At 64.1% G+C, this 19,556-nt stretch carries 15 protein-coding genes; 7 read left to right on the forward strand and 8 right to left on the reverse strand.

The annotated features are described in order from the left end of the window. Positions 1 to 64 precede the first annotated feature (64 nt). The 5 genes from DFR48_RS10965 (at position 65) to DFR48_RS10985 (ending at position 4,728) form a co-directional block, all read left to right on the forward strand. Positions 65 to 943: an alpha/beta hydrolase gene (locus tag DFR48_RS10965; RefSeq protein WP_114363307.1), complete on the forward strand. Its 879-nt coding sequence runs from the start codon at positions 65 to 67 to the stop codon at positions 941 to 943. A gap of 142 nt (positions 944 to 1,085) precedes the next feature. Continuing rightward, entirely contained in the window at positions 1,086 to 1,856 is a 771-nt protein-coding gene (tpiA, locus tag DFR48_RS10970; RefSeq protein ID WP_114363180.1) for a triose-phosphate isomerase, read from the forward strand. Positions 1,857 to 1,947: 91 nt separating this feature from the next. Then, positions 1,948 to 2,391 (forward strand): preprotein translocase subunit SecG, encoded by a 444-nt coding sequence (gene secG, locus DFR48_RS10975; RefSeq protein ID WP_114363181.1) that lies wholly within the window; start codon positions 1,948 to 1,950, stop codon positions 2,389 to 2,391. A gap of 135 nt (positions 2,392 to 2,526) precedes the next feature. After that, on the forward strand, positions 2,527 to 4,164 hold the full coding sequence (locus tag DFR48_RS10980; protein WP_170141846.1) for a CTP synthase: 1,638 nt from the start codon (positions 2,527 to 2,529) through the stop codon (positions 4,162 to 4,164). Positions 4,165 to 4,293: 129 nt separating this feature from the next. Next, complete coding sequence (locus tag DFR48_RS10985; RefSeq protein WP_114363183.1) at positions 4,294 to 4,728, forward strand: hypothetical protein; 435 nt, start codon at positions 4,294 to 4,296, stop codon at positions 4,726 to 4,728. A 12-nt stretch (positions 4,729 to 4,740) separates the two neighbouring features. Here DFR48_RS10985 and DFR48_RS10990 read toward each other — a convergent pair whose 3' ends face one another. The 6 genes from DFR48_RS10990 to DFR48_RS11015 form a co-directional block, all read right to left on the reverse strand. Further along, entirely contained in the window at positions 4,741 to 6,009 is a 1,269-nt protein-coding gene (locus tag DFR48_RS10990) for a TadE/TadG family type IV pilus assembly protein (RefSeq protein ID WP_342634916.1), read from the reverse strand. A gap of 158 nt (positions 6,010 to 6,167) precedes the next feature. Continuing rightward, positions 6,168 to 7,391: a molybdopterin molybdotransferase MoeA gene (locus DFR48_RS10995; protein WP_114363185.1), complete on the reverse strand. Its 1,224-nt coding sequence runs from the start codon at positions 7,389 to 7,391 to the stop codon at positions 6,168 to 6,170. Next, entirely contained in the window at positions 7,392 to 7,880 is a 489-nt protein-coding gene (gene moaC / locus DFR48_RS11000) for a cyclic pyranopterin monophosphate synthase MoaC (RefSeq protein WP_114363186.1), read from the reverse strand. It lies immediately after the preceding gene. Continuing rightward, the gene (trpC, locus tag DFR48_RS11005; protein WP_114363187.1) at positions 7,877 to 8,692 is read right to left on the reverse strand and encodes an indole-3-glycerol phosphate synthase TrpC; all 816 of its coding nucleotides are present in this window, start codon (positions 8,690 to 8,692) and stop codon (positions 7,877 to 7,879) included. Before trpC ends, moaC begins: the two co-directional genes overlap by 4 nt. A gap of 9 nt (positions 8,693 to 8,701) precedes the next feature. Next, a complete protein-coding gene (gene trpD / locus DFR48_RS11010) occupies positions 8,702 to 9,724 on the reverse strand; it encodes an anthranilate phosphoribosyltransferase (protein ID WP_114363188.1) in 1,023 nt (340 codons plus the stop codon). 21 nt (positions 9,725 to 9,745) lie between these two features. After that, positions 9,746 to 11,632 (reverse strand): peptidylprolyl isomerase, encoded by a 1,887-nt coding sequence (locus DFR48_RS11015; protein ID WP_114363189.1) that lies wholly within the window; start codon positions 11,630 to 11,632, stop codon positions 9,746 to 9,748. Between the two features lie 248 nt (positions 11,633 to 11,880). Here DFR48_RS11015 and DFR48_RS11020 point away from each other — a divergent pair, with 248 nt between their 5' ends. Then, positions 11,881 to 14,538: a cation-translocating P-type ATPase gene (locus tag DFR48_RS11020; protein WP_245415586.1), complete on the forward strand. Its 2,658-nt coding sequence runs from the start codon at positions 11,881 to 11,883 to the stop codon at positions 14,536 to 14,538. A 58-nt stretch (positions 14,539 to 14,596) separates the two neighbouring features. Here the strand turns inward: DFR48_RS11020 and gltA are convergent, their stop codons facing one another. Continuing rightward, positions 14,597 to 15,886, reverse strand: coding sequence for a citrate synthase (gene gltA, locus DFR48_RS11025; RefSeq protein WP_114363191.1), 1,290 nt, complete (start codon positions 15,884 to 15,886; stop codon positions 14,597 to 14,599). A gap of 278 nt (positions 15,887 to 16,164) precedes the next feature. On the opposite strand from gltA, the gene DFR48_RS11030 reads away from it, so the two are divergent. Beyond that, positions 16,165 to 18,657 carry a ComEC/Rec2 family competence protein gene (locus DFR48_RS11030; RefSeq protein ID WP_114363192.1) on the forward strand — a complete coding sequence of 831 codons (2,493 nt, stop codon included), beginning with the start codon at positions 16,165 to 16,167 and terminating at the stop codon, positions 18,655 to 18,657. Here the strand turns inward: DFR48_RS11030 and lexA are convergent. Beyond that, positions 18,638 to 19,351 (reverse strand): transcriptional repressor LexA, encoded by a 714-nt coding sequence (gene lexA / locus DFR48_RS11035; protein ID WP_114363308.1) that lies wholly within the window; start codon positions 19,349 to 19,351, stop codon positions 18,638 to 18,640. The two genes, DFR48_RS11030 and lexA, sit on opposite strands and share 20 nt — an antisense overlap. Between the last annotated feature and the right edge of the window lie 205 nt (positions 19,352 to 19,556).

Genomic DNA, 19,556 nt, shown 5'->3' on the forward strand with positions numbered 1-19,556 from the left:
AGCTTTGCGGTCGCCGGCCGGCAATGGCAAGGCGCGTTCCGGCAAGGAGGCGACGGTCGTCGAGATGTCCACAGCTCATTTCCGCCTTGCTCGCGCTTTCGGCGCATTGCTGTTCCTTGCAGGCGCGACGAAGGCCGATTCCGGTGCGCTCCAACCCTTCAAGGACGAACTCTTTTCCAGCCAGACGGTGATCGAGACCGGCGATGGCGGCGACTTCAAGGTCGTCGACTATCAGGAGATGCGCGACATCAACGGCCGCGACCAGATCCCCGAACGCAGAGTGAAGTCCGCCTATGTCTCGCTCGGGGTGCGACGCCAGCAGGTCGACGAGACCCCGGAGCTCGGCACACGGAAGCTCGCCGTCACGCGGACCGGCGTCGCCGAAGGGAGCCGCTTCACCGTGATCTTCATCCACGGGCGCGGCGGCGACCGCAGGCTGGGCGCGAACGACTTCACCTTCGGCGGCAACTTCAACCGGCTGAAGAACCTCGCGGTCGAGAACGGCGGGACCTACTATGCACCGAGCGTTCCCTCTTTCGACAGCGACGGGGTAGCGGCGATCGCCGATCTGATCCGCTTCAGCGCAGTGCAATCCTCCGGAAGGCCGGTCGTGCTTGCCTGCGCCTCCATGGGCAGCTTCATCTGCTGGGGGATTGCGCGCGATGCGGCAAGCGTCGAGAGGCTCGCGGGAATGGCGATCCTCGGCGGCGCGACCGATCCGGCCTTCATCGGCAGCGCCGCCTACAAGCGGAAGCTTCCGCTGTTCTTCACCCATGGCAGCCGCGACAGCGTCTACGCGGCCGACGACCAGATCGCGTTCTACCGGCGCCTGCATGGCGAGAAATATCCGACGCGCTTCACCCTCTTTCAAACCGGCTCCCACGGCACGCCGGTGCGCATGAGCGACTGGCGGGAAATTCTCAACTGGATCCTGGCCCGGTAAGGCGACAGGCGCTCGCTCCCGACCGTCGGGTCACCTATTGCGATGTCGGCCGCTTTGTCCTGCAAAACCAGTGTGGCCGCTTTCCTTTCATCGCCGCATTTGCTAGTCGGGCAGGGACGTTAGAGAGGGGTAGGAGTTTGCCATGACACCGAATGTTCGTCCGCTGGTCGCCGGAAACTGGAAAATGAACGGCACGCGTGCCTCGCTCGACCAGATCAAGGCGATCGCGGAAGGCGTGAAATCACCCCTGTCGGAGAAGGTCGAAAGTCTGATCTGCCCTCCGGCGACATTGCTGTATGTCGCGACCGCGCTCTGCGACGACAGCCCGCTCGCGATCGGCGCGCAGGATTGCCACCAGAACGTCTCCGGTGCCCATACCGGCGACATCTCGGCCGAGATGATCGCGGATTGCTTCGGAACCTACGTCATCGTCGGCCATTCCGAGCGCCGCACCGACCACGCCGAAACCGACGATCTCGTCCGGGCGAAGGCGGAGGCCGCCCATGCGGCCGAACTCGTTGCGATCGTCTGCATCGGCGAGACCGAGGCGGAACGCAAGGCCGGTCGCACGCTCGACGTGCTGAAGGGCCAGCTTGCCGGATCGCTCCCGGATGCAGCAACGGCGGCGAACACCGTCATCGCCTACGAGCCGGTCTGGGCGATCGGCACCGGTCTCACACCGACGGTCGAGGATGTCCGGGAAGCCCACGCTTTCATGCGTTCCGAACTCGTGAAGCGCTTCGGCGCCGAGGGAGAGAAGATGCGCATTCTCTACGGCGGCTCGGTCAAGCCTTCGAACGCCAAGGAACTGATGGCGGTCGCCAATGTCGACGGCGCGCTGATCGGCGGAGCGAGCTTGAAGGCCGCCGACTTCCTCGCCATATACGGCGTCTATGGCGAACTCCTCGCCTGATTTGGTGCCGAGGGGCTTTCTTTGATGCGACCTCTCATGTAAAGAGCCGCCAATCCTTTCAGATTTTGCCCATGGGCAGGATGGAACATCCATGCAGACCGTTTTGATTGTCATTCATCTCATGATCGTGCTGGCGCTCGTCGGCGTCGTGCTCATCCAGCGGTCCGAAGGCGGCGGCCTCGGCATCGGCGGTGGCTCCGGCTTCATGTCGGCACGCGGCACCGCGAACGCGCTGACCCGCACGACGGCAATCCTGGCGACGCTGTTCTTCATCACCTCGCTCGGCCTCGGCATTCTCGCCCGCTACGAGGCGAAGCCGACCGACATCCTCGACCGCATCCCGGCTGGTACCTCCAACGGCTCCAACGTTCTCGACCAGCTCGGCGGCGCGCAGGCTCCGGCCTCGGGCACGACGGCCCCCGCTTCGGGCACGACTGCTCCGGCCGCCGGCACCACGGCTCCGGTCACAGGCACGCAGGGTGAGGCCCCGGCCCAGAAGCCGGCCGACCCGAACGCCGTTCCGACCGGCAACTGATCGGGCTTTCAATCTCCACTCCGGCGGGCTCTCGGGTCCGCCGGTTTTCTTTTGTCAAGTATTCCGCCTCGCCTCAGAAAAAAGACGGGAAACGATCTTTTTTGGCTGGCGGAATCAGTCTCGAAAAGGTATCCGGTGACTCCCATGGCGCGATATGTATTCATCACAGGCGGCGTGGTTTCCTCTCTAGGCAAGGGCATCGCGGCCGCGGCACTCGGAGCATTGTTGCAGGCGCGGGGCTACCGCGTGCGCCTGCGCAAACTGGACCCCTATCTCAACGTCGACCCGGGCACGATGAGCCCGACCCAGCACGGCGAAGTGTTCGTCACCGACGACGGGGCGGAAACCGACCTCGACCTCGGTCACTATGAGCGTTTCACCGGCCGTTCGGCGACGAAGACCGACAACATCACCACCGGTCGGATCTACAAGAACATCATCGACAAGGAGCGTCGCGGCGACTACCTCGGCGCGACCGTTCAGGTCATTCCGCACGTCACAAACGAGATCAAGGACTTCGTCGTCGAGGGCAACGAGGACTACGATTTCGTGATCTGCGAGATCGGCGGCACGGTCGGCGACATCGAGGCGATGCCGTTCATCGAGGCGATCCGTCAGCTCGGCAACGAACTCCCGCGCGGCACCGCCGTCTACGTCCATCTGACGCTGATGCCCTATATCCCGGCGGCCGGCGAACTGAAGACCAAGCCGACACAGCATTCGGTCAAGGAGCTGCAGGCGCTCGGCATTCATCCCGACATCCTGCTGGTCAGGGCAGACCGCGAAATTCCGGAGGCCGAGCGCCGCAAGCTCTCGCTCTTCTGCAACGTCCGTCCTTCGGCCGTCATCCAGGCGCTTGACGTCGCGAACATCTACGACGTGCCGATGGCCTACCACAAGGAAGGCCTCGACAACGAGGTGCTGGCCGCCTTCGGGATCGAGCCCGCGCCGAAGCCGCGGCTGGAGCAGTGGGAAGAGGTCTGCAACCGCATTCGTACGCCGGAAGGCGAGGTGACCATCGCGATCGTCGGCAAGTACACCGGCCTCAAGGACGCCTACAAGTCGCTGATCGAGGCGCTTTATCACGGCGGCATCGCCAACCGCGTCAAGGTCAAGCTCGAATGGATCGAATCGGAGGTCTTCGAGAAGGAAGATCCCGCTCCGTATCTCGAGAAGGTCAACGGCATCCTGGTGCCCGGCGGCTTCGGCGAGCGCGGATCGGAAGGCAAGATTCTCGCCGCCCAGTTCGCGCGCGAGCGCAAGGTGCCCTATTTCGGCATCTGCTTCGGCATGCAGATGGCCGTCGTCGAAGCGGCCCGTCATCTCGCCGGCATCGAGAAGGCCTCCTCGACCGAATTCGGCAAGACCGACGAACCGGTCGTCGGCCTGATGACCGAATGGATGAAGGGCAACCAGCTTGAGAAGCGCGCCGCCTCCGGCGACCTCGGCGGCACGATGCGCCTCGGCGCATACAAGGCATCCCTCAAGAAGGGCACGAAGATCGCCGAGATCTACGGTTCGACCGAGATTTCGGAGCGTCATCGCCACCGCTACGAGGTGAATGTCGACTACAAGGACCGGCTGGAAGAATGTGGCCTCGTCTTCTCCGGCATGTCGCCGGACGGGCTGCTTCCGGAGACGATCGAATATGCGGATCATCCGTGGTTCATCGGCGTCCAGTACCATCCGGAGCTGAAGAGCCGTCCACTCGATCCGCATCCGCTGTTTGCGAGCTTCATCGAGGCAGCGGTCGAGCAGAGTCGTCTGGTCTGACGAACGGCCATATTGCCGAGACTATGATGAAACCCGGCTGCGACAGCCGGGTTTTCTATATCCAGGCGTCGAAGCCAAGGTCCGCGCAAGCCTCCTGCGCCATCCTGTTCGCAATCCTTGGAGGTTCTCATGCGTATCGCTGCAATGCTCACGTTCTCGTCGCAGGATATTCTTGGTGCAACGGGCGTTTCCCGAAGTTCGGGAGACTCAGATTTCTCCGCGCTTCTGGATGAGAAAAGCAATCCTCGCTCGTTCATCAGCGAAGAGGATCTCGAGGCGCGCAAGACTGAACAAGAGGTTGGGCGTAAGGCGGAGAAGAGAGCTGCGCAGGCCGACGTTATCTCGCAGTTCCTCGATTATTCGGAGATGACGTTCGCCGAGAGGATCCGCGCGACCTGGCTCTCCGACCACAATCTGACCGAAGAACAGCTTGCGGCGCTGCCGGACGACCAGCGCAAGGCGATCGAGGACGAAATAGAGGAGGCCGTCAAACGGCAACTCGGTTTCGAAGGCGAGAGTGGCGGTTCATCGGCGATGGTCGCCGCCGAAGGCGATCATCGCTGACGAGACTGCGCGTCAGTTGACCAGCCGGGCGCCCGCCGCGGTGCCGCCCGAACCGCCGCCCGACGAGGCAAAGGGCTCGATCTGCCAGTTGGCGGCGTTCATGATCATGCTGTTCACGACCATCGAAATACGGTTCACCTGATTGGTGGTCGAGTTGTAGGTGACGTCGCGGTTCGGCAGGTAGATTATGCCTTCCAGCGTCTCGCCGAGTGATCCGTTGAAGATGTACTGCTGCGAATAGAGATTGTTTGCCGGGTTGCTCGTCTTCTCGAACATCAGGATGCCTTTGTAAGTACCGCTGGTCGGCGCGATGCCGCGGAACTTGACGCCGCCGTTGATGCGGATCTCGCTGTACACGTTGGGGAAATAGAAGGTCACGCCCTCGGCGACCACAGTCGCGTTGCTATTGATGATCATCCGGCCCCGGATGATGTGCAGGCCGGGTTCGAACGTGATCGTCGGACTGCCATTGAAGCCCGTATCGCAATGGAGGCCGGGCTTCAACGAGACCACCTGGTCGTTGATCCAGCCGCTGCTGGTGCAGTTGGAAGGCACGCTCGGCTCGGGCAGCGCGCCGGCATAGGGATCAGGATCGACGGAACAGCCGACCTGCATGTTGGAGATGGTTCCGCCGTTCTTGATGTAGTTGGTGCCCTTCACGCAGAACTTGGCGGTATCGATCGTCGAGCCGGCGTTCATGATGAAGGCGGGGGCGGCCTTCGAATGGACGTGGATCTCGCAGGCCTTGGACGTGATGTTGGCACCCGAGTTGGTCAGCACGTCCTGACCGCGACTTGCTAACACGTAGATGCAGGGGCCTCCGGCCGTCGCCGACGTGGCAGCGATGGCCGTCGCAGTGACCGACACGTCGAGGGACGAAAGGCCGATAAGGCTCAGGAACGGGCTGTCGCTGTTGCCGGCATACACGCCGCTGAGACTGCCGTCGCTATTTCTGGTGAGCGTCAGGGCCTTGCCGTAGTCGACGCCCGCATCCCCGCCGGAGGCCAGGAACTGCTTGGCCGTCTCGAACTGGCGACCGGTGTCCGTCTCGTGCACTGCGGCCAGCACCGCGCTATCGAGCAGTCCCTGCAGCCGCTCCTTCTCGAGATAGGCGCTGGCCACGTCGATTGCGCCGCCGGCGACCAAAAGGAGCACAGTCACGAGGAGGGCCGTTATGATGCCGAAGTTTCCGGAGCGGTTTTGGAGTAGTCCTCGAAAGACGTGAAAAAGAAGCGAAAGTCTGTTCGTCTGCATTATCTTGCTATCTAAAAAGCCATTCATGAAAAGGCGAACGCCCGGTGGCGGGAGCCAACTGGAGATCATTCTCACAGCCTGACAGCTGGTCGTGAAGATTCGACCAAGATATATGGTTATCGATATTGAACGATATGGTCCGGAGCCGGGCGGCTCAAAGGTTTCGCGCGTCGGAGCGCATGCTGTCAGCCTTCGAGAGGCCTCAGCAGCAGAACGGAACAGGGGGAGCCGGGGGCAAGTTCCGGCGCATGCGGTGGCCGGATGATCAGGCAGTCCGAATTGGCGAAGGTCGTCATCATCGAAGAGTCCTGCTTTTCGTATGCCTCCGCCACGAGACGACCCTCGTCGTCCCGGGTGAGCCGTGCCCGCAGGTGGTCCTGCCGCCGGTCGTTGGCGCGCAGGACGTTCGCCGTTCTCGCGATCGCTTCACGGTTGCGCGGCGCCCGACGCGCGAGCTTGCACACCAGCGGTTCGAGGAACAGCAGGCCGCAGACCATGCTCGAAACCGGATTCCCGGGGAGGCCGAGGACGCGCATGTCTCCGAGCGAGCCGACCATCAGCGGCTTGCCCGGCCGCATCGCAATCTTCCAGAAATCGAGGCGCATCCCGGCGTCGACCAGCGTCTTTTGAACGAGGTCGTGGTCGCCGACCGATGCACCGCCGAGCGTCACGAGAACGTCGGCTCCCGCCTCCTGAGCCTTGCGGACGGCGGCGGTGATCTGCGCCTGATCGTCAGGCACGATGCCGAGATCGAGGACGTCTGCGCCGTTCTCACGCGCCAGGGCGGCAATGCCGAAACTGTTTGATCCGACAATCTGGTCGGGGCCGGGCCGTTCTCCCGGCCGCACGAGTTCGTCGCCGGTCGCCAGAATGGCGACCAGCGGCCGCCGATAGACAACGACCTCGCGATGATTCAGCGCCGCGGCAAGCGTCACGCGTGCGAAGTCCAGGGACTGCCCGGCCGTAAGGACCGTTTCCCCCTCGGCGAAGTCCTGCCCGCGGGGCCGGATATGACGGCCTGCAATGGCAGCAAAAGTCGTTCGGATGCAGCCGTCTTCGAGCTTTTCGGTGTCTTCCTGGATCAGGACGGCATCGGCGCCTGCCGGCACCGGCGCTCCCGTGAATATCCGCACGGCTTCTCCTGCGCCGACCGTCCCGTCAAAACCGTGGCCGGCGGAGGCCGTGCCGATCACGCGAAGAATGGCGCCGGGGACGGCGGCATCCCTGCTCCTCAGCGCATAACCGTCCATGGCCGATGCGTTGAACGGAGGTTGTGTCAGCCTCGCGACAAGGCCTTCGGCGAGCACGCGGCCGGTCGCGTCATGGAGGTCGAGAACTTCGGTCCGGCCGATCGGTGTCGCCGGATCGAGGAGCCTGGAACGCGCTTCGCTGACCGAAAGAAGGGTCATCTACGAGGCCTCGGGATAGCGATAGTGCCCGGATTTCCCGCCGGTCTTTTCGATCAGCCGGATGCCGCCGATTTCCATGCCCTTGTCGGCGGCTTTCGCCATGTCGTAGATCGTCAGGCACGTGACCGATACGGCGGTCAGCGCTTCCATCTCGACACCTGTCTGTCCGGTGAGCTTGACGGTTGCGGTGACCCTGAGGCCCGGGAGCTGCGGTTCCTCGTCGATGTCGATGGTGACCTTGGACAGCATCAGCGGGTGACAGAGAGGGATCAGATCGGATGTCCGCTTCGCCGCCATGATGCCGGCGATACGGGCGGTGCCGATGACGTCGCCCTTCTTGGCGTTCCCTTCGCGGATCAGCGCAAGGGTCTCCGGCTTCATGCGGATCCGGCCCTCGGCGACGGCGATGCGAACGGTTTCGGCCTTGTCACCCACATCGACCATGTGGGCTTCGCCCGAGGCTGAGATGTGTGTGAGACCGTCGGTCATTCCGCGGCCATGACCCCGGCGCCACCGCCGAGCAGCGCCTTCGTCGCGGCCGTCACGTCGTCCTTGCGCATCAGGCTCTCGCCGACGAGGAACGTGGTGATGCCGCTCTTCTTGAGTCGGACGCAGTCGGCATGGGTGAAGATGCCGCTTTCGCCAACCAGCAGCCGCTCGGCCGGCACCGTCGCAGCAAGCCGTTCGCTGACGGCGAGGTCGACCTCGAAGGTCCTCAGATTGCGGTTGTTGATGCCGATCATCGGCGAGGTCAGCTTCAGGGCTCTTTCGAGTTCCGCCTCGTCATGGACCTCGATGAGCACGTCCATGCCGAGTGCCATCGCCTCGGCCTCGAGCATGGTCGCGTCCGCATCGGAAAGCGACGCCATGATCAGGAGAATGCAGTCCGCACCCCAGGCTCGTGCCTCGTGCACCTGGTAGGCGTCGAACATGAAGTCCTTGCGCAGCGCCGGCAGCGCGCAGGCGTCGCGGGCAGCCTGGAGGAATTCGAGCCTGCCCTGGAAGCTCGGCGTGTCCGTGAGCACCGAAAGACAGGCGGCTCCGCCGGCCTCGTAAGCCGCGGCGAGTGCCGGCGGATCGAAATCCGGGCGGATCAGCCCCTTGGACGGACTCGCCTTCTTGATCTCGGCAATCAGCCCGAAGAGGCCGGCTGCGCGCTTTTCCGCCAACGCGCGGAAGAAACCGCGGGTAGCCTCCCGGTCGGCGGCGATCGCCTTGAGCTCGGCAAGGGGAACCGCCGCCTTCGCCGCGGCAATCTCCTCACGCTTGTAGACTTCGATGCGCTTCAGGATATCGGTCATGGCGCGAGCTTAGCCCTGTGCGACGGAATTGGAAACCTCGATCAGCTTGTCGAGCGCCGCGGCCGCGGCGCCCGAATCGAGCGACCGGCTGGCGAGCACCATACCCTCGCGGACGTTTTCCGCCTTGCCGGCGACGACGAGCGAGGCCGCAGCATTGCAGAGCGCCACGTCGCGATAGGCGGTCCTTGCGCCGGCAAGCACATCACGCAGCGCGGCCGCGTTGACGACGCCGTCACCGCCGCGGATCGCCTCCAGCGGAACGACCGGGACGCCGAAATCCGCAGGCGTCAGCTCGAAGGTGGTGATCTCGCCGTCCTTCAGCGCGGCGACCATGGTCGGACCGGTCGTCGTGATCTCATCGAGACCGCTTCCGTGGACGACCCAGGCGCTCGTCAGGCCGAGATCGCGGAGCGCCTCGGCGCCGGGCACCAGCCATTCGGGCGAATAGACACCGAAGAGCTGCCGCTTGACGCTGGCGGGACTCGAAAGCGGGCCGACGATGTTAAAGATCGTGCGGGTACCGAGTTCGACGCGGGCCGGGCCGACATGGCGCATGGCGGGATGATGAAGCTGGGCGAACATGAAGCCGATGCCCGCCTCACGAATGCAGCGCGAGATGGTTTCCGGATCGATGTCGAGCTTGACGCCGAGCTGCGAGAGCGCGTCGGCCGTTCCCGATTTCGAGCTCAACGCCCTGTTGCCGTGCTTGGCGACCGGAACACCGGCGCCAGCGACGATCAGCGAGGCGAGGGTCGAGATGTTGTAAGTATTGGTGCCGTCACCGCCGGTCCCGACGATGTCGATGGCGTCTTCGGGGGCTTCGACCGGAACCATCTTGGAGCGCATGATCGAGACGGCGCCGGCGATCTCGTCGACCGTCTCTCCGCGCACGCGAAGCGCCATCAGGAAGCCGCCGATCTGGGCCATACTGGCCTCGCCCGACATCATGACTTCGAAGGCGTCGCTGGCTTCGCTACGGCTCAGCACCTGGCGCGTTGCGACCTTGGCGATAAATGGTTTCAGTCCGGACATGCTGTCGTTTTCCCCCAAGGTCTAGCGAACCATCGCCTGCTCGGCGAGCGTGCGATTGATGGTCACGCCGTATTCGCTCTGCAGACGATTGACCATCTGGTCGAGGATATCGTCACCGGCGGCCTTGGCAAGCGCAAGGACCTGGGCGTCATCATCACCGAGGATGTTTGTCGTCGGCTGTTCGCTGACCGCGGTCACCTTGAGCAGGATCTGCGTTTCCGGGTCGGCGCCGGGAGCCGCCGCAACGGTGCCGTTCGGACCGGAGAAAGCAGCGGTCACGGCCGAGCGTCCGAGGATGGGGTCGTCGCTCGCGCGGCGAATGCCGCTCTTGGTTTCGACCGCGAGGCCGAGTTCCTTGGCGAGCGCTGCAATGGTTTCACCTTTTGCGAGACGGTCCTTGAGGCTCTCCGCCTTGGCGCCGAGGGCGATCTTCTGCTGTTCGGCTGTCCAGTCGGCCGTTGCCTTCTCGCGAACTTCGTCGAGCGTGCGGTCGCGTTCGGGCACGATCTCGCTCACGTCGAACCAGAGATAGCCGTCGCTGCCGATGTTGAGCGGCAGGGCCTCGATACCGACGTCCGTCTTGAACACCTCGGCCAGCAGTTGGTCGCGGGTCGGAAGCGTGACCTCGGCTTCAGCCATGTCGCGGCCGCGTCGGTCTACGGGCTTGACGCTGACCGGCTTCAGCTTCAGCTGCGTGGCAGCTTCGGCAAGCGTGGAGCCGGAGGCGCGCAGATCCTCGAACTGGTCGTGGATCGTCATGATGTCTTCCTGGGCGGCGGCCTCGGCGAGCGCCTTGCGGATGTCGTCCTTTACCTCGTCCAGGGTGCGCGTGCGGCCTTCCTTGATGTTGGTGACGCGCAGGATGACGGGCCCGAAGGTTCCTTCGACAACCGGCGTCGTGCCGCCTTCCGCGGTGACGGCGAAGGCAGCGTCCGCAAGGGTCTGGTCGGGCATCTGCTCGCGGGTGAAGTCGCCGAGCAGCACGTCGCTCGCCGTCTTGCCCTGGTCGGTGACGAGCTGGTCGAACGGCGTCCCGGAGGCAAGTTCGGCCTGCGCCGCCTCGGCCATCTCGCGGGTCTCGAAGGTCAGCTGTTCGACCGTGCGCGTGCCGGGGATCTCGTAATTCTTCTTGTGGGCTTCGTAGTCCTGCTTGATCGCCTCGTCCGAAATGGAGGAGAGATCGGCGATATCGGACGGTTCGAGCTTCACATAGGAGAAGCTGCGATACTCCGGCGCCCGGTAGCGGCTCTTGACGGTCTCGAACCAGGCGCCGAGCGCCTTGTCGTCCGGCGCAGCGATCGGGTCGATATTGGCTTTGGTGAGCAGGAGATAGTCGAGCGAGCGGTTCTCGTCACGATAGCTCTTCAATGCGTCGACCAGCACCTTCGGGGGCTCGAATCCGTCGGCCGTCGCCTCGACGATCTGGCTGCGGACGGCAACCTTCGAACGTTCGCTGATGTAGTCGTCCTCGCGCAGGCCGGCATTGCGCAGTCGCGACGTGAAGAGCTGACGATCGAACTGGCCGGACGGCGAGTGGAAGGCCGGGTCGTCGGCAATCAGCTTCGCAAGGCGGTCCTCGGAGAGCCCGAGGTTCATTTCTTCCGAAAGCTGGTCGAGGGCCGCACCTGCGGCAAGCTGGGCGAAGACCTGGTTCTCGACGCCCAGCGCGCGCGCCTGTTCGGAGGTGATCTCCGTGCCGAAGCGGCGGCCGAGATCGGCAAGCTGCCGCTGGTAGGCAAGGCGGAACTCGTTGACCGAAACGTTTTGGTCGCCGACGGCGACCACCGTTTCGGAAACGCCGTTCATCAAGGATCGTGATGCGCCCCAGATGCCGAAGGAAACGGCGAGAATGAGCAGAAGGAATTTTGCCACCCAAGTATGGGCGGCCTTTCGCATGACGACGAGCATCGGGACGCAAACCTCATTTCTTTTGCTCGCCAATCGGCGAAGCAGATGACGTTCCATAAATCAAACCCGCAAGGAAATGAAGGCGTGATCTCGGAAATCTGGGCCGGCGGCGCGGGGGCGAGGCAGCGGGTATCCGTCCCGCGCCGCCGAACTTGGCCGTCTGCCTATGACAAATATCAATGTTCGATGCGCACAGCTCTTTCTATAGTGGGGCACAGACGCGGATCGGTCGAACGAGGAACCTCCAGGTGACAGCTCAAGCAGAGACACCGGTGAGCATCCGGCGAGAAGGACTGACCTCGCAGGAGGTTGTGGCTGCACTCGAAACCTATGGCGCAAACGTGCTGCCGGTCGGCAGGCCGCCATCGTTTCTGAAGGTGCTGCTCATGCAGTTCCTCAGCCCCCTCATTTACATCCTCATGGTCGCGGCGGTGGTCTCCGCCTTCGTCAGCGAGATCACCGACGCGCTTTTCATCGCGGTCGTCCTGGCAATCAACGGCATCATCGGCGCCGTGCAGGAGTATTCTGCGGGGCAGTCCGCGAGCGCCCTTCGCGCGCTGGAGGAGCCGCGAGCGACCGTCGTCCGCGACGGCATTCGTCAGGTGATCGATGCAACCGGACTGGTGCCGGGTGATCGCGTGCTGCTGGAATCCGGGCAGCGAGTCCCCGCCGATATCCTGCTCGACGCGTCCGACCACCTGCAATGCGACGAGGCCACCCATACGGGGGAATCGAGGCCCGTCTACAAGTCCACGGATGATCCTGTCTTTGCGGGGACGATCGTCGCTCGCGGCCGGGGGGAGGGACTGGTGACGGCGACCGGCAGTCGCACTGAACTCGGCCGGATCGCAGACGCCATCCGCGAGCGCACGACGGCCAAGCCGCCACTCATGATCCGCATGGAGGAATTCACGCGCCGGATCGCAGTCGCCGTCGGCGTCGCGATCCTGTTCCTTTTCGCGGTCGGCTGGTGGCGCGCCATGCCGGTGGGCGATCTCTTCACCATGTCGATCGGCCTCGCCGTCAGCGCGATCCCTGAGGCCTTGCCGATCGCCATCTCGGTCGCACTTGCGATCGGCATGCGGCGCATGGCCCGCGTCAACGTCATCGTCCGAAATCTGCCGGCGGTGGAATCGCTCGGCTCCTGCACGATGATCGCGACCGACAAGACCGGCACGCTCACCCTGAACGAGCTGACGGTGACGGATATTCGCCTGCCCGACGACAGTCACTGGGTTCTGGAGGCCGGATCGCATCCGTTGTCGGGCGGCATCAAGAGCCGTGACGGCGGCAAGGATGGCCCGAATGCCGCCGTGCGGCGGCTGCTCGGCGTCGGGAGCCTGCCGAACGAGGCGGAGATCAGTGTCGACGGCGCCGAAACCTGGCGGCCGGTCGGCGATACGGTGGACGTGGCGCTGCTTGCCGCAGCCCACAAGGCCGGCATCAGCCGGTCGATCCTTCTCGAGAGATTTCCGCTCGAACGGCGCATTCCTTATGAGCCTGAGCAGAAATACGCCGCCTCCTTCCACCAGGTCGAGGATCGTATGCAGGCCTTCGTCAAGGGCGCGCCGGAACTGCTGCTGTCGATGTGCAAGACGATGGAGACGACCGAGGGTGCCGTGCCGATCGACCGCATCCATGTGCACCGCCAGATCAAGGAGATGGCCCGCGAAGGGCTGAGAGTGCTCGCCTTCGCCGCCGGAGAGATCGGCGTTTCCGGCGACGGCGAATACGGCGGGCATCTGCTGATCGACCTGAACTTTCTCGGCCTTGTCGGGATGCAGGATCCGATCCGCCCGGAAGTGCCGGCCGCGCTCGACGCCTGCCGCCAGGCCGGTATCGGGGTCGCCGTCATCACCGGTGACGACCCGACGACGGCGAGCGTGATCGCCCGTCAGGCTGGCATGCGGTTCGAGGAGGCGGACGTGGTGACAGGCGACCAGATCGCCGACGCCGTCGCCGCAGGCGAGAGCGTGCTCGACGGGATCACCCGGCACGGACGCATCTTCGCACGCGTAAAACCGGACCAGAAGCTCGCGATCATCCGCTCTCTCGCCCGCAACGGCCACTATGTTGCCGTGACCGGTGACGGTGTCAACGACGCGCCGGCGCTCAGGCACGCCCACGTCGGCGTGGCGATGGGGCACGGCGGAACCGAGGTTGCCAAGGAGAGCGCCGACATCATCCTCACTGACGACAATTTCGCCTCGATCGTCGCCGGCATACGGGAAGGGCGTGTCGCCTACAACAACATCCGCAAGGTGATCTTCATGCAGATCTCCACGGGTGCCGCCGAGGTCCTGCTCTTCCTGCTTGCCATGGTGCTCGGCGCGCCGATGCCGATGACGGCCGTGCAACTGCTTTGGCTCAATCTCGTCACCAACGGCGTGCAGGACGTGGCGCTGGTGACCGAGCCCGCGGAAGGCGACGAGTTGCGTTCGCCGGTGCGGCGGCCGGGAGAACCGATCTTCGACCGGCTGATGCTTCGACGCATCGTTCTGGCGACCCTGGTCATGGGCGGCGGCGGCTTCGCATTTTTCTACTGGGCGACGACGTCCGGTTTGTCGCATTTTGCCGCGAGCAACCTCCTGCTGTTGCTCTTCGTACTCTTCGAAAACGTCCAGTGTATCAACAGCCGCTCTGAGCGCCGTTCGGTCTTCCGGCAGTCGCATTTCTCGAACCCGTTCCTGCTGCTCGGGGTCCTGGGTTCGCAGGCGCTGCACATCGGCGCCATGTATGTGCCGGGCGTGAACGACCTCCTGGAAATCGCGCCGATTTCGCTGGAGCAGTGGCTGTTGCTGCTCGTCGCCACAGCACCGCTTCTCGCGGTGAGTGAAGTCGACAAGTGGCTGTTGCGCCGGCAGGAGTCGATGAAGCGCGGCAACGACGACAGCAAAGCGCAATAAGAAAAGGCCCGGAAGACCTTGGTCTGCCGGGCCCTGTGTTGCTGCCTTGACTGCGTTCTCAGCGTTGCGAAACCGGAACGTAGTCGCGCCTCGGTGCGCCGGTGTAGAGCTGGCGCGGACGACCGATACGCTGCTGCGGATCCTCGATCATCTCGTTCCACTGGGCGATCCAGCCGACGGTGCGGGCAAGCGCGAAGAGAACGGTGAACATGGTGGTGGGGAAGCCGAGCGCACGCAGCGTGATGCCGGAGTAGAAGTCGACGTTCGGATAGAGCTTCTTCTCGATGAAGTAGTCGTCGTTGAGGGCGATCTTCTCGAGTTCGAGTGCGACCTTCATCAGCGGGTCGTCGCCGTGACCGGTCGCTTCGAGGACCTCGTACATGGTCTTCTGCATGATCTTCGCGCGCGGATCATAGTTCTTGTAGACGCGATGACCGAAGCCCATCAGGCGGAACGGGTCGTTCTTGTCCTTGGCACGGGCGATGAATTCCGGAATGCGATCGACGGAGCCGATTTCCTGCAGCATGTTGAGGGCTGCTTCGTTGGCGCCGCCGTGGGCCGGACCCCAGAGGCAGGCGATGCCGGCTGCGATGCAGGCGAACGGGTTGGCGCCCGACGAGCCGGCGAGACGGACGGTCGACGTCGAGGCGTTCTGCTCGTGATCGGCATGCAGGATGAAGATCCGGTCCATGGCGCGGGCGAGCACCGGGTCGACCTTGTAGTCGTCGCAGGGTACTGCGAAGCACATGTGCAGGAAGTTCGCCGCGTAGTCGAGGTTGTTCTTCGGGTAAACGAAGGGCTGCCCGACGTGGTACTTGTAGGCCATGGCGGCGATCGTCGGCATCTTGGCAATCATGCGCAGCGACGCGACCATGCGCTGGTGCGGATCGGTGATGTCTGTCGAGTCGTGATAGAAGGCCGAGAGTGCGCCGACGGTGCCGACCATGACCGCCATCGGATGGGCGTCGCGGCGATAGCCGGAGAAGAACTTGCTCATCTGTTCGTGCACCATGGTGTGGTGCGTGACGCGGTAGTCGAAGTCCTTCTTCTGGGCCGCAGTCGGCAACTCTCCGTAGAGAAGCAGATAGCAGACTTCCAGGAAGTCACCCTTTTCGGCGAGCTGTTCGATCGGATAGCCGCGGTGCAGCAGGACGCCGGCATCGCCGTCGATATAGGTGATCTTGGATTCGCAGGACGCAGTCGAGGTGAAGCCCGGATCGTAGGTGAAGGAGCCGGTGTGCTTGTAGAGGGCCCCGATGTCGATGACACTCGGCCCGATGGTTCCTTCCTTCACCGGAAGGTCGACCTTCTTGTCGCCAAGTGCCAGTGCTGCGCTTTTTTCCGTCATGCTAATCCTCCGAAATTGGCGGTCCGGCGCCTTCGAAAAGGCGTCGCAGGTTAAGCGTCCCGAGTTAGCTATATGATCCAGACGTTAATGCCAAGCTAGCCAAAGGGCAAATTGTGCGATGCGAAATGCCAGCAACATATCGTGATTTCCGCGGCTTATTGCTGTGCCATCAGGAGGTGTTTTTGACTTCCGTCCGCTCGCTTTGATTGCTACAGTCTGCCGGGGAGGTGGATGCCGCAGCGTCGGCGTCCGGTTCTCCGATCGGGGCTGGGGCCGTCTTGGAAAAGATCGCGGAAGACCGCGCCGGGACCGGGGCAGGGGAGAGCCCGGCATTCGCCGTTGCCGTCCCCCTCAACGCGGCATTGGTCGCGGACTCGCGCTCGGCTGGCGCACTCGTCGTTCGACAGGCGACGAGCCGGGAGAGCTTTGTTGCGCGCATCTCCCGTTCAGCCACTGCCATCGCGTCGTCGGGCCGCGCGGCGATCGGTCGCGAGGAGGCGTTCGGGCATATCTTCCTCTTCGTGCCCGTCGCGCTCGGGGCCGGTGCCGTCATCTGGTTTGCCTTGCCGCAAACCTTGCCGGTTGCAGCGCCCATGCTTTTGTTGGCGGTGTCCACCGTCTTCGCGGTGCTGTCGCGCTTCGGCAGACCTGTTGCATATCGGACATGGTCGGCGTTGGCGCTCTGTGCCGCCGGAATGCTGCTTGCCGATGCCGAGGTCCGCAGGCTGCAGACGGTCATTCTCGACACGCCGGTCACGACCCAGGTGACGGGACGGGTGCTCCGGCGGGAAGCGGGGGCGGCCGGCGAGTGGCGCTATCTCGTTCGCGTAGAGGCCACGGCAGAACCGCAGATCAGGCGCATGCCGGAAGAGGTCGTGCTCATGACCCGCGCCCGCCACGAGCCGTTTGCGCTCGGTGAGAGGCTGCATGGCAGAGCGCGGCTGTCGCCGCCTTCCGGCCCTGCCTTGCCCGGTCTCGATGACTTTTCGTTCGCCAGCTACTTTGGCGGCATCGGCGCAGTCGGCTACTTTCTTGGAGCGCCGACGCGCGCGGAGGGGGCGCCGGCGACCGGAGCCCGCGCATGGTGGGAGGCGGCCGAGCAGACGCTTCTTGTCGTCCGCGACGCCATCACGCAGCGAATCAGGAGAACAGTTCCGGGCGACGCCGGCGGCTTTGCCGCCGCGATCCTCACCGGCGACCGGCGATCGATGTCGGCGGCGACGACGGAGGCATTGCGGCTTTCGGGACTGGCGCACATCACAGCGATTTCCGGCCTCCACATGGCACTTGCCGCCGGCATCTTCTTCGTCGGTCTGCGCAAGCTGCTCAGCCTCTCGCCGGCAATCGCCCAGTCCTGGCCGATCAAGAAGATCGCTGCCATGGCCGCGCTGGCCGCTGCCTTCCTCTACCTGATGATCTCCGGCTCGCAGGTCTCCGCTATCCGCGCTTTTCTGATGACGGCGATCATGCTGGTTGCCGTCCTGTTCGACCGCCCGGCGATCAGCCTGCGCAACCTCGCACTGGCGGCGATCGTCATTGTCGCCGTTTGGCCGTCACAGGTGCTCGGTGCGAGCTTTCAGATGTCGTTTGCCGCCACCGCAGGACTGATTGCCGGCTACGATGGCTGGCGACGGGGTGCAGCGCGGCAATCGCGCTACGCGCCGGACTTCCCCGGTCGGAAGATCCTTTCCTTCCTGTGGAATTTCGCGGCCGGCACCTTCGTGACGTCGCTGATCGGCGGACTGGCGACGGCGATCTTCGCCGTCGCCCATTTCCATCGACTGGCACCTTACGGTCTCGTCGCGAATCTCGCGGCAATGCCGATCATCTCCGTGGTGGTGATGCCGGCGGCGCTTGCGGCAATGCTGCTCATGCCGTTCGGCCTCGATACGCCCTTTCTAATTCTCGCTGGCGAGGGGCTCGAGATCGTCATCGTGATCGCGACCACGGTCGCGAGCTGGAGCGAGGGGACGTCCTTCGGCCGATTCGGGGACTGGTTTCTGCCGCTCGCCTCCACGGGGCTCCTGCTGCTCACCCTGCTGCATACGCGGCTGCGCTGGATCGGCGCGGCAGCGCTTGCCGCGGCGATCGGGCTTGCGATGCTCCTGCCGCCGGAAGACACCGCCGACCTCATCGTCTCGGAGGACGGACGGCTGGCGGGGCTGCCCGCTGTCGACGGCAGGACGATTGCGACCAACCGCAGCAAGCCGTCGGACTTCCTCTTCTCCCAATGGCAGCACGCGCTTGCGCGACCCGATCATCACGGCCCGCTCCGCAGCGCAGACGATCCTGTCACCGAAGTCCGGGCGACCGGAACGGACCGGTTTTCCGTCGAACAGATCCGGACCGTTCGCGAGATGATGCGGCGGCAGTTCGAAGCGGCGATCCCCGGCCGCTTCCTCTGTACTGGAAAGGCCTGGTGTGTCGCACGGCTTGAGAAAGGGTGGCGTGTCGCAACTGTCGATGATCCGGCACTTCTCGGTGCCGCCTGCGATGCGTCCGACATCGTCGTCACGCCGCGCCGTTCACCTTTCGGTACCTGCCGTTCCGGCGCGCGGATGATCGATGCCGAAGCGCTACGGCGCACGGGCGCAACCGAATTCCATCTCGGGAATCACGACAATCGAGAGATCCGCCAGCGCACGGCGTTCACCACTCTCGACAGGCCGTGGCAGCGGCATCGCCTTTACGATTGGCGAACCGGCAGCTTCGCCGACGAACAGCCCGCGAAGCGCGCGCCGATGGCACAGGTCAGTGATAGCGGCGGATGAGTCCGACGAGCTTGCCCTGGATCTTGACACGATCGGGGCCGAAGATGCGGGTTTCGTAAGCCGGGTTCGCAGCCTCGAGCGCGATCGAATCGCCCCGGCGACGGAAGCGTTTCAGCGTCGCCTCCTCGTCGTCCACGAGTGCCACGACGATGTCGCCGGGCGTTGCGTTGCTGGCGTTGCGGATGATGACCGTGTCGCCGTCGAGAATGCCGGCCTCGATCATCGAATCACCCTTGACCTCGAGTGCATAGTGCTCGCCTGAACCGAGCATCTCGGCCGGAATGGTGATTTCGTGGGTGTTGTGCTGGATCGCCGAGATCGGCACGCCGGCCGCGATGCGGCCCATGACGGGGACGGCGACGGAACTCGAGCGCTCCTCTGCAGGCGGCTTGGCGGCAGGCGCCGGCTGTCCCTTGCCGAGGCTTCCCTCGATCACGCTCGGCGAGAAACCCCGCCGCGGCTGCAGGCTGGGGGAGTAGGCTTCCGGCAGCTTGATCACTTCCAGCGCCCGGGCCCGGTTCGGCAGACGCCGAATGAAGCCACGCTCCTCGAGCGCCGTGATGAGGCGGTGGATGCCGGATTTCGAGGCGAGGTCGAGCGCGTCCTTCATTTCGTCGAACGACGGCGGCACGCCCGATTCCTTCATCCGCTCGTGAATGAAGAGAAGCAGTTCCTGTTGCTTGCGCGTCAGCATGATCCAGAGCCCCGTCGTGTGAAACAAATCCAGAACATACACTATCTGTTCCATATGTGTTCCGCAAGTACTTAAATATTGGTAAGCAATTGGAGCTCCGGCGCATTTTTTCCGTGCATCCACCCGTTCCGGACTGCTGCCGGGCGGGGGCTGGTTCGCCTTGCAAAGGGAAGGCAAATCGCGCACATCAAACGCGACCGACAAG

The sequence above is a fragment of the Ciceribacter lividus genome (genome assembly GCF_003337715.1).
In the GTDB taxonomy this organism is placed as follows: domain Bacteria; phylum Pseudomonadota; class Alphaproteobacteria; order Rhizobiales; family Rhizobiaceae; genus Allorhizobium; species Allorhizobium lividum.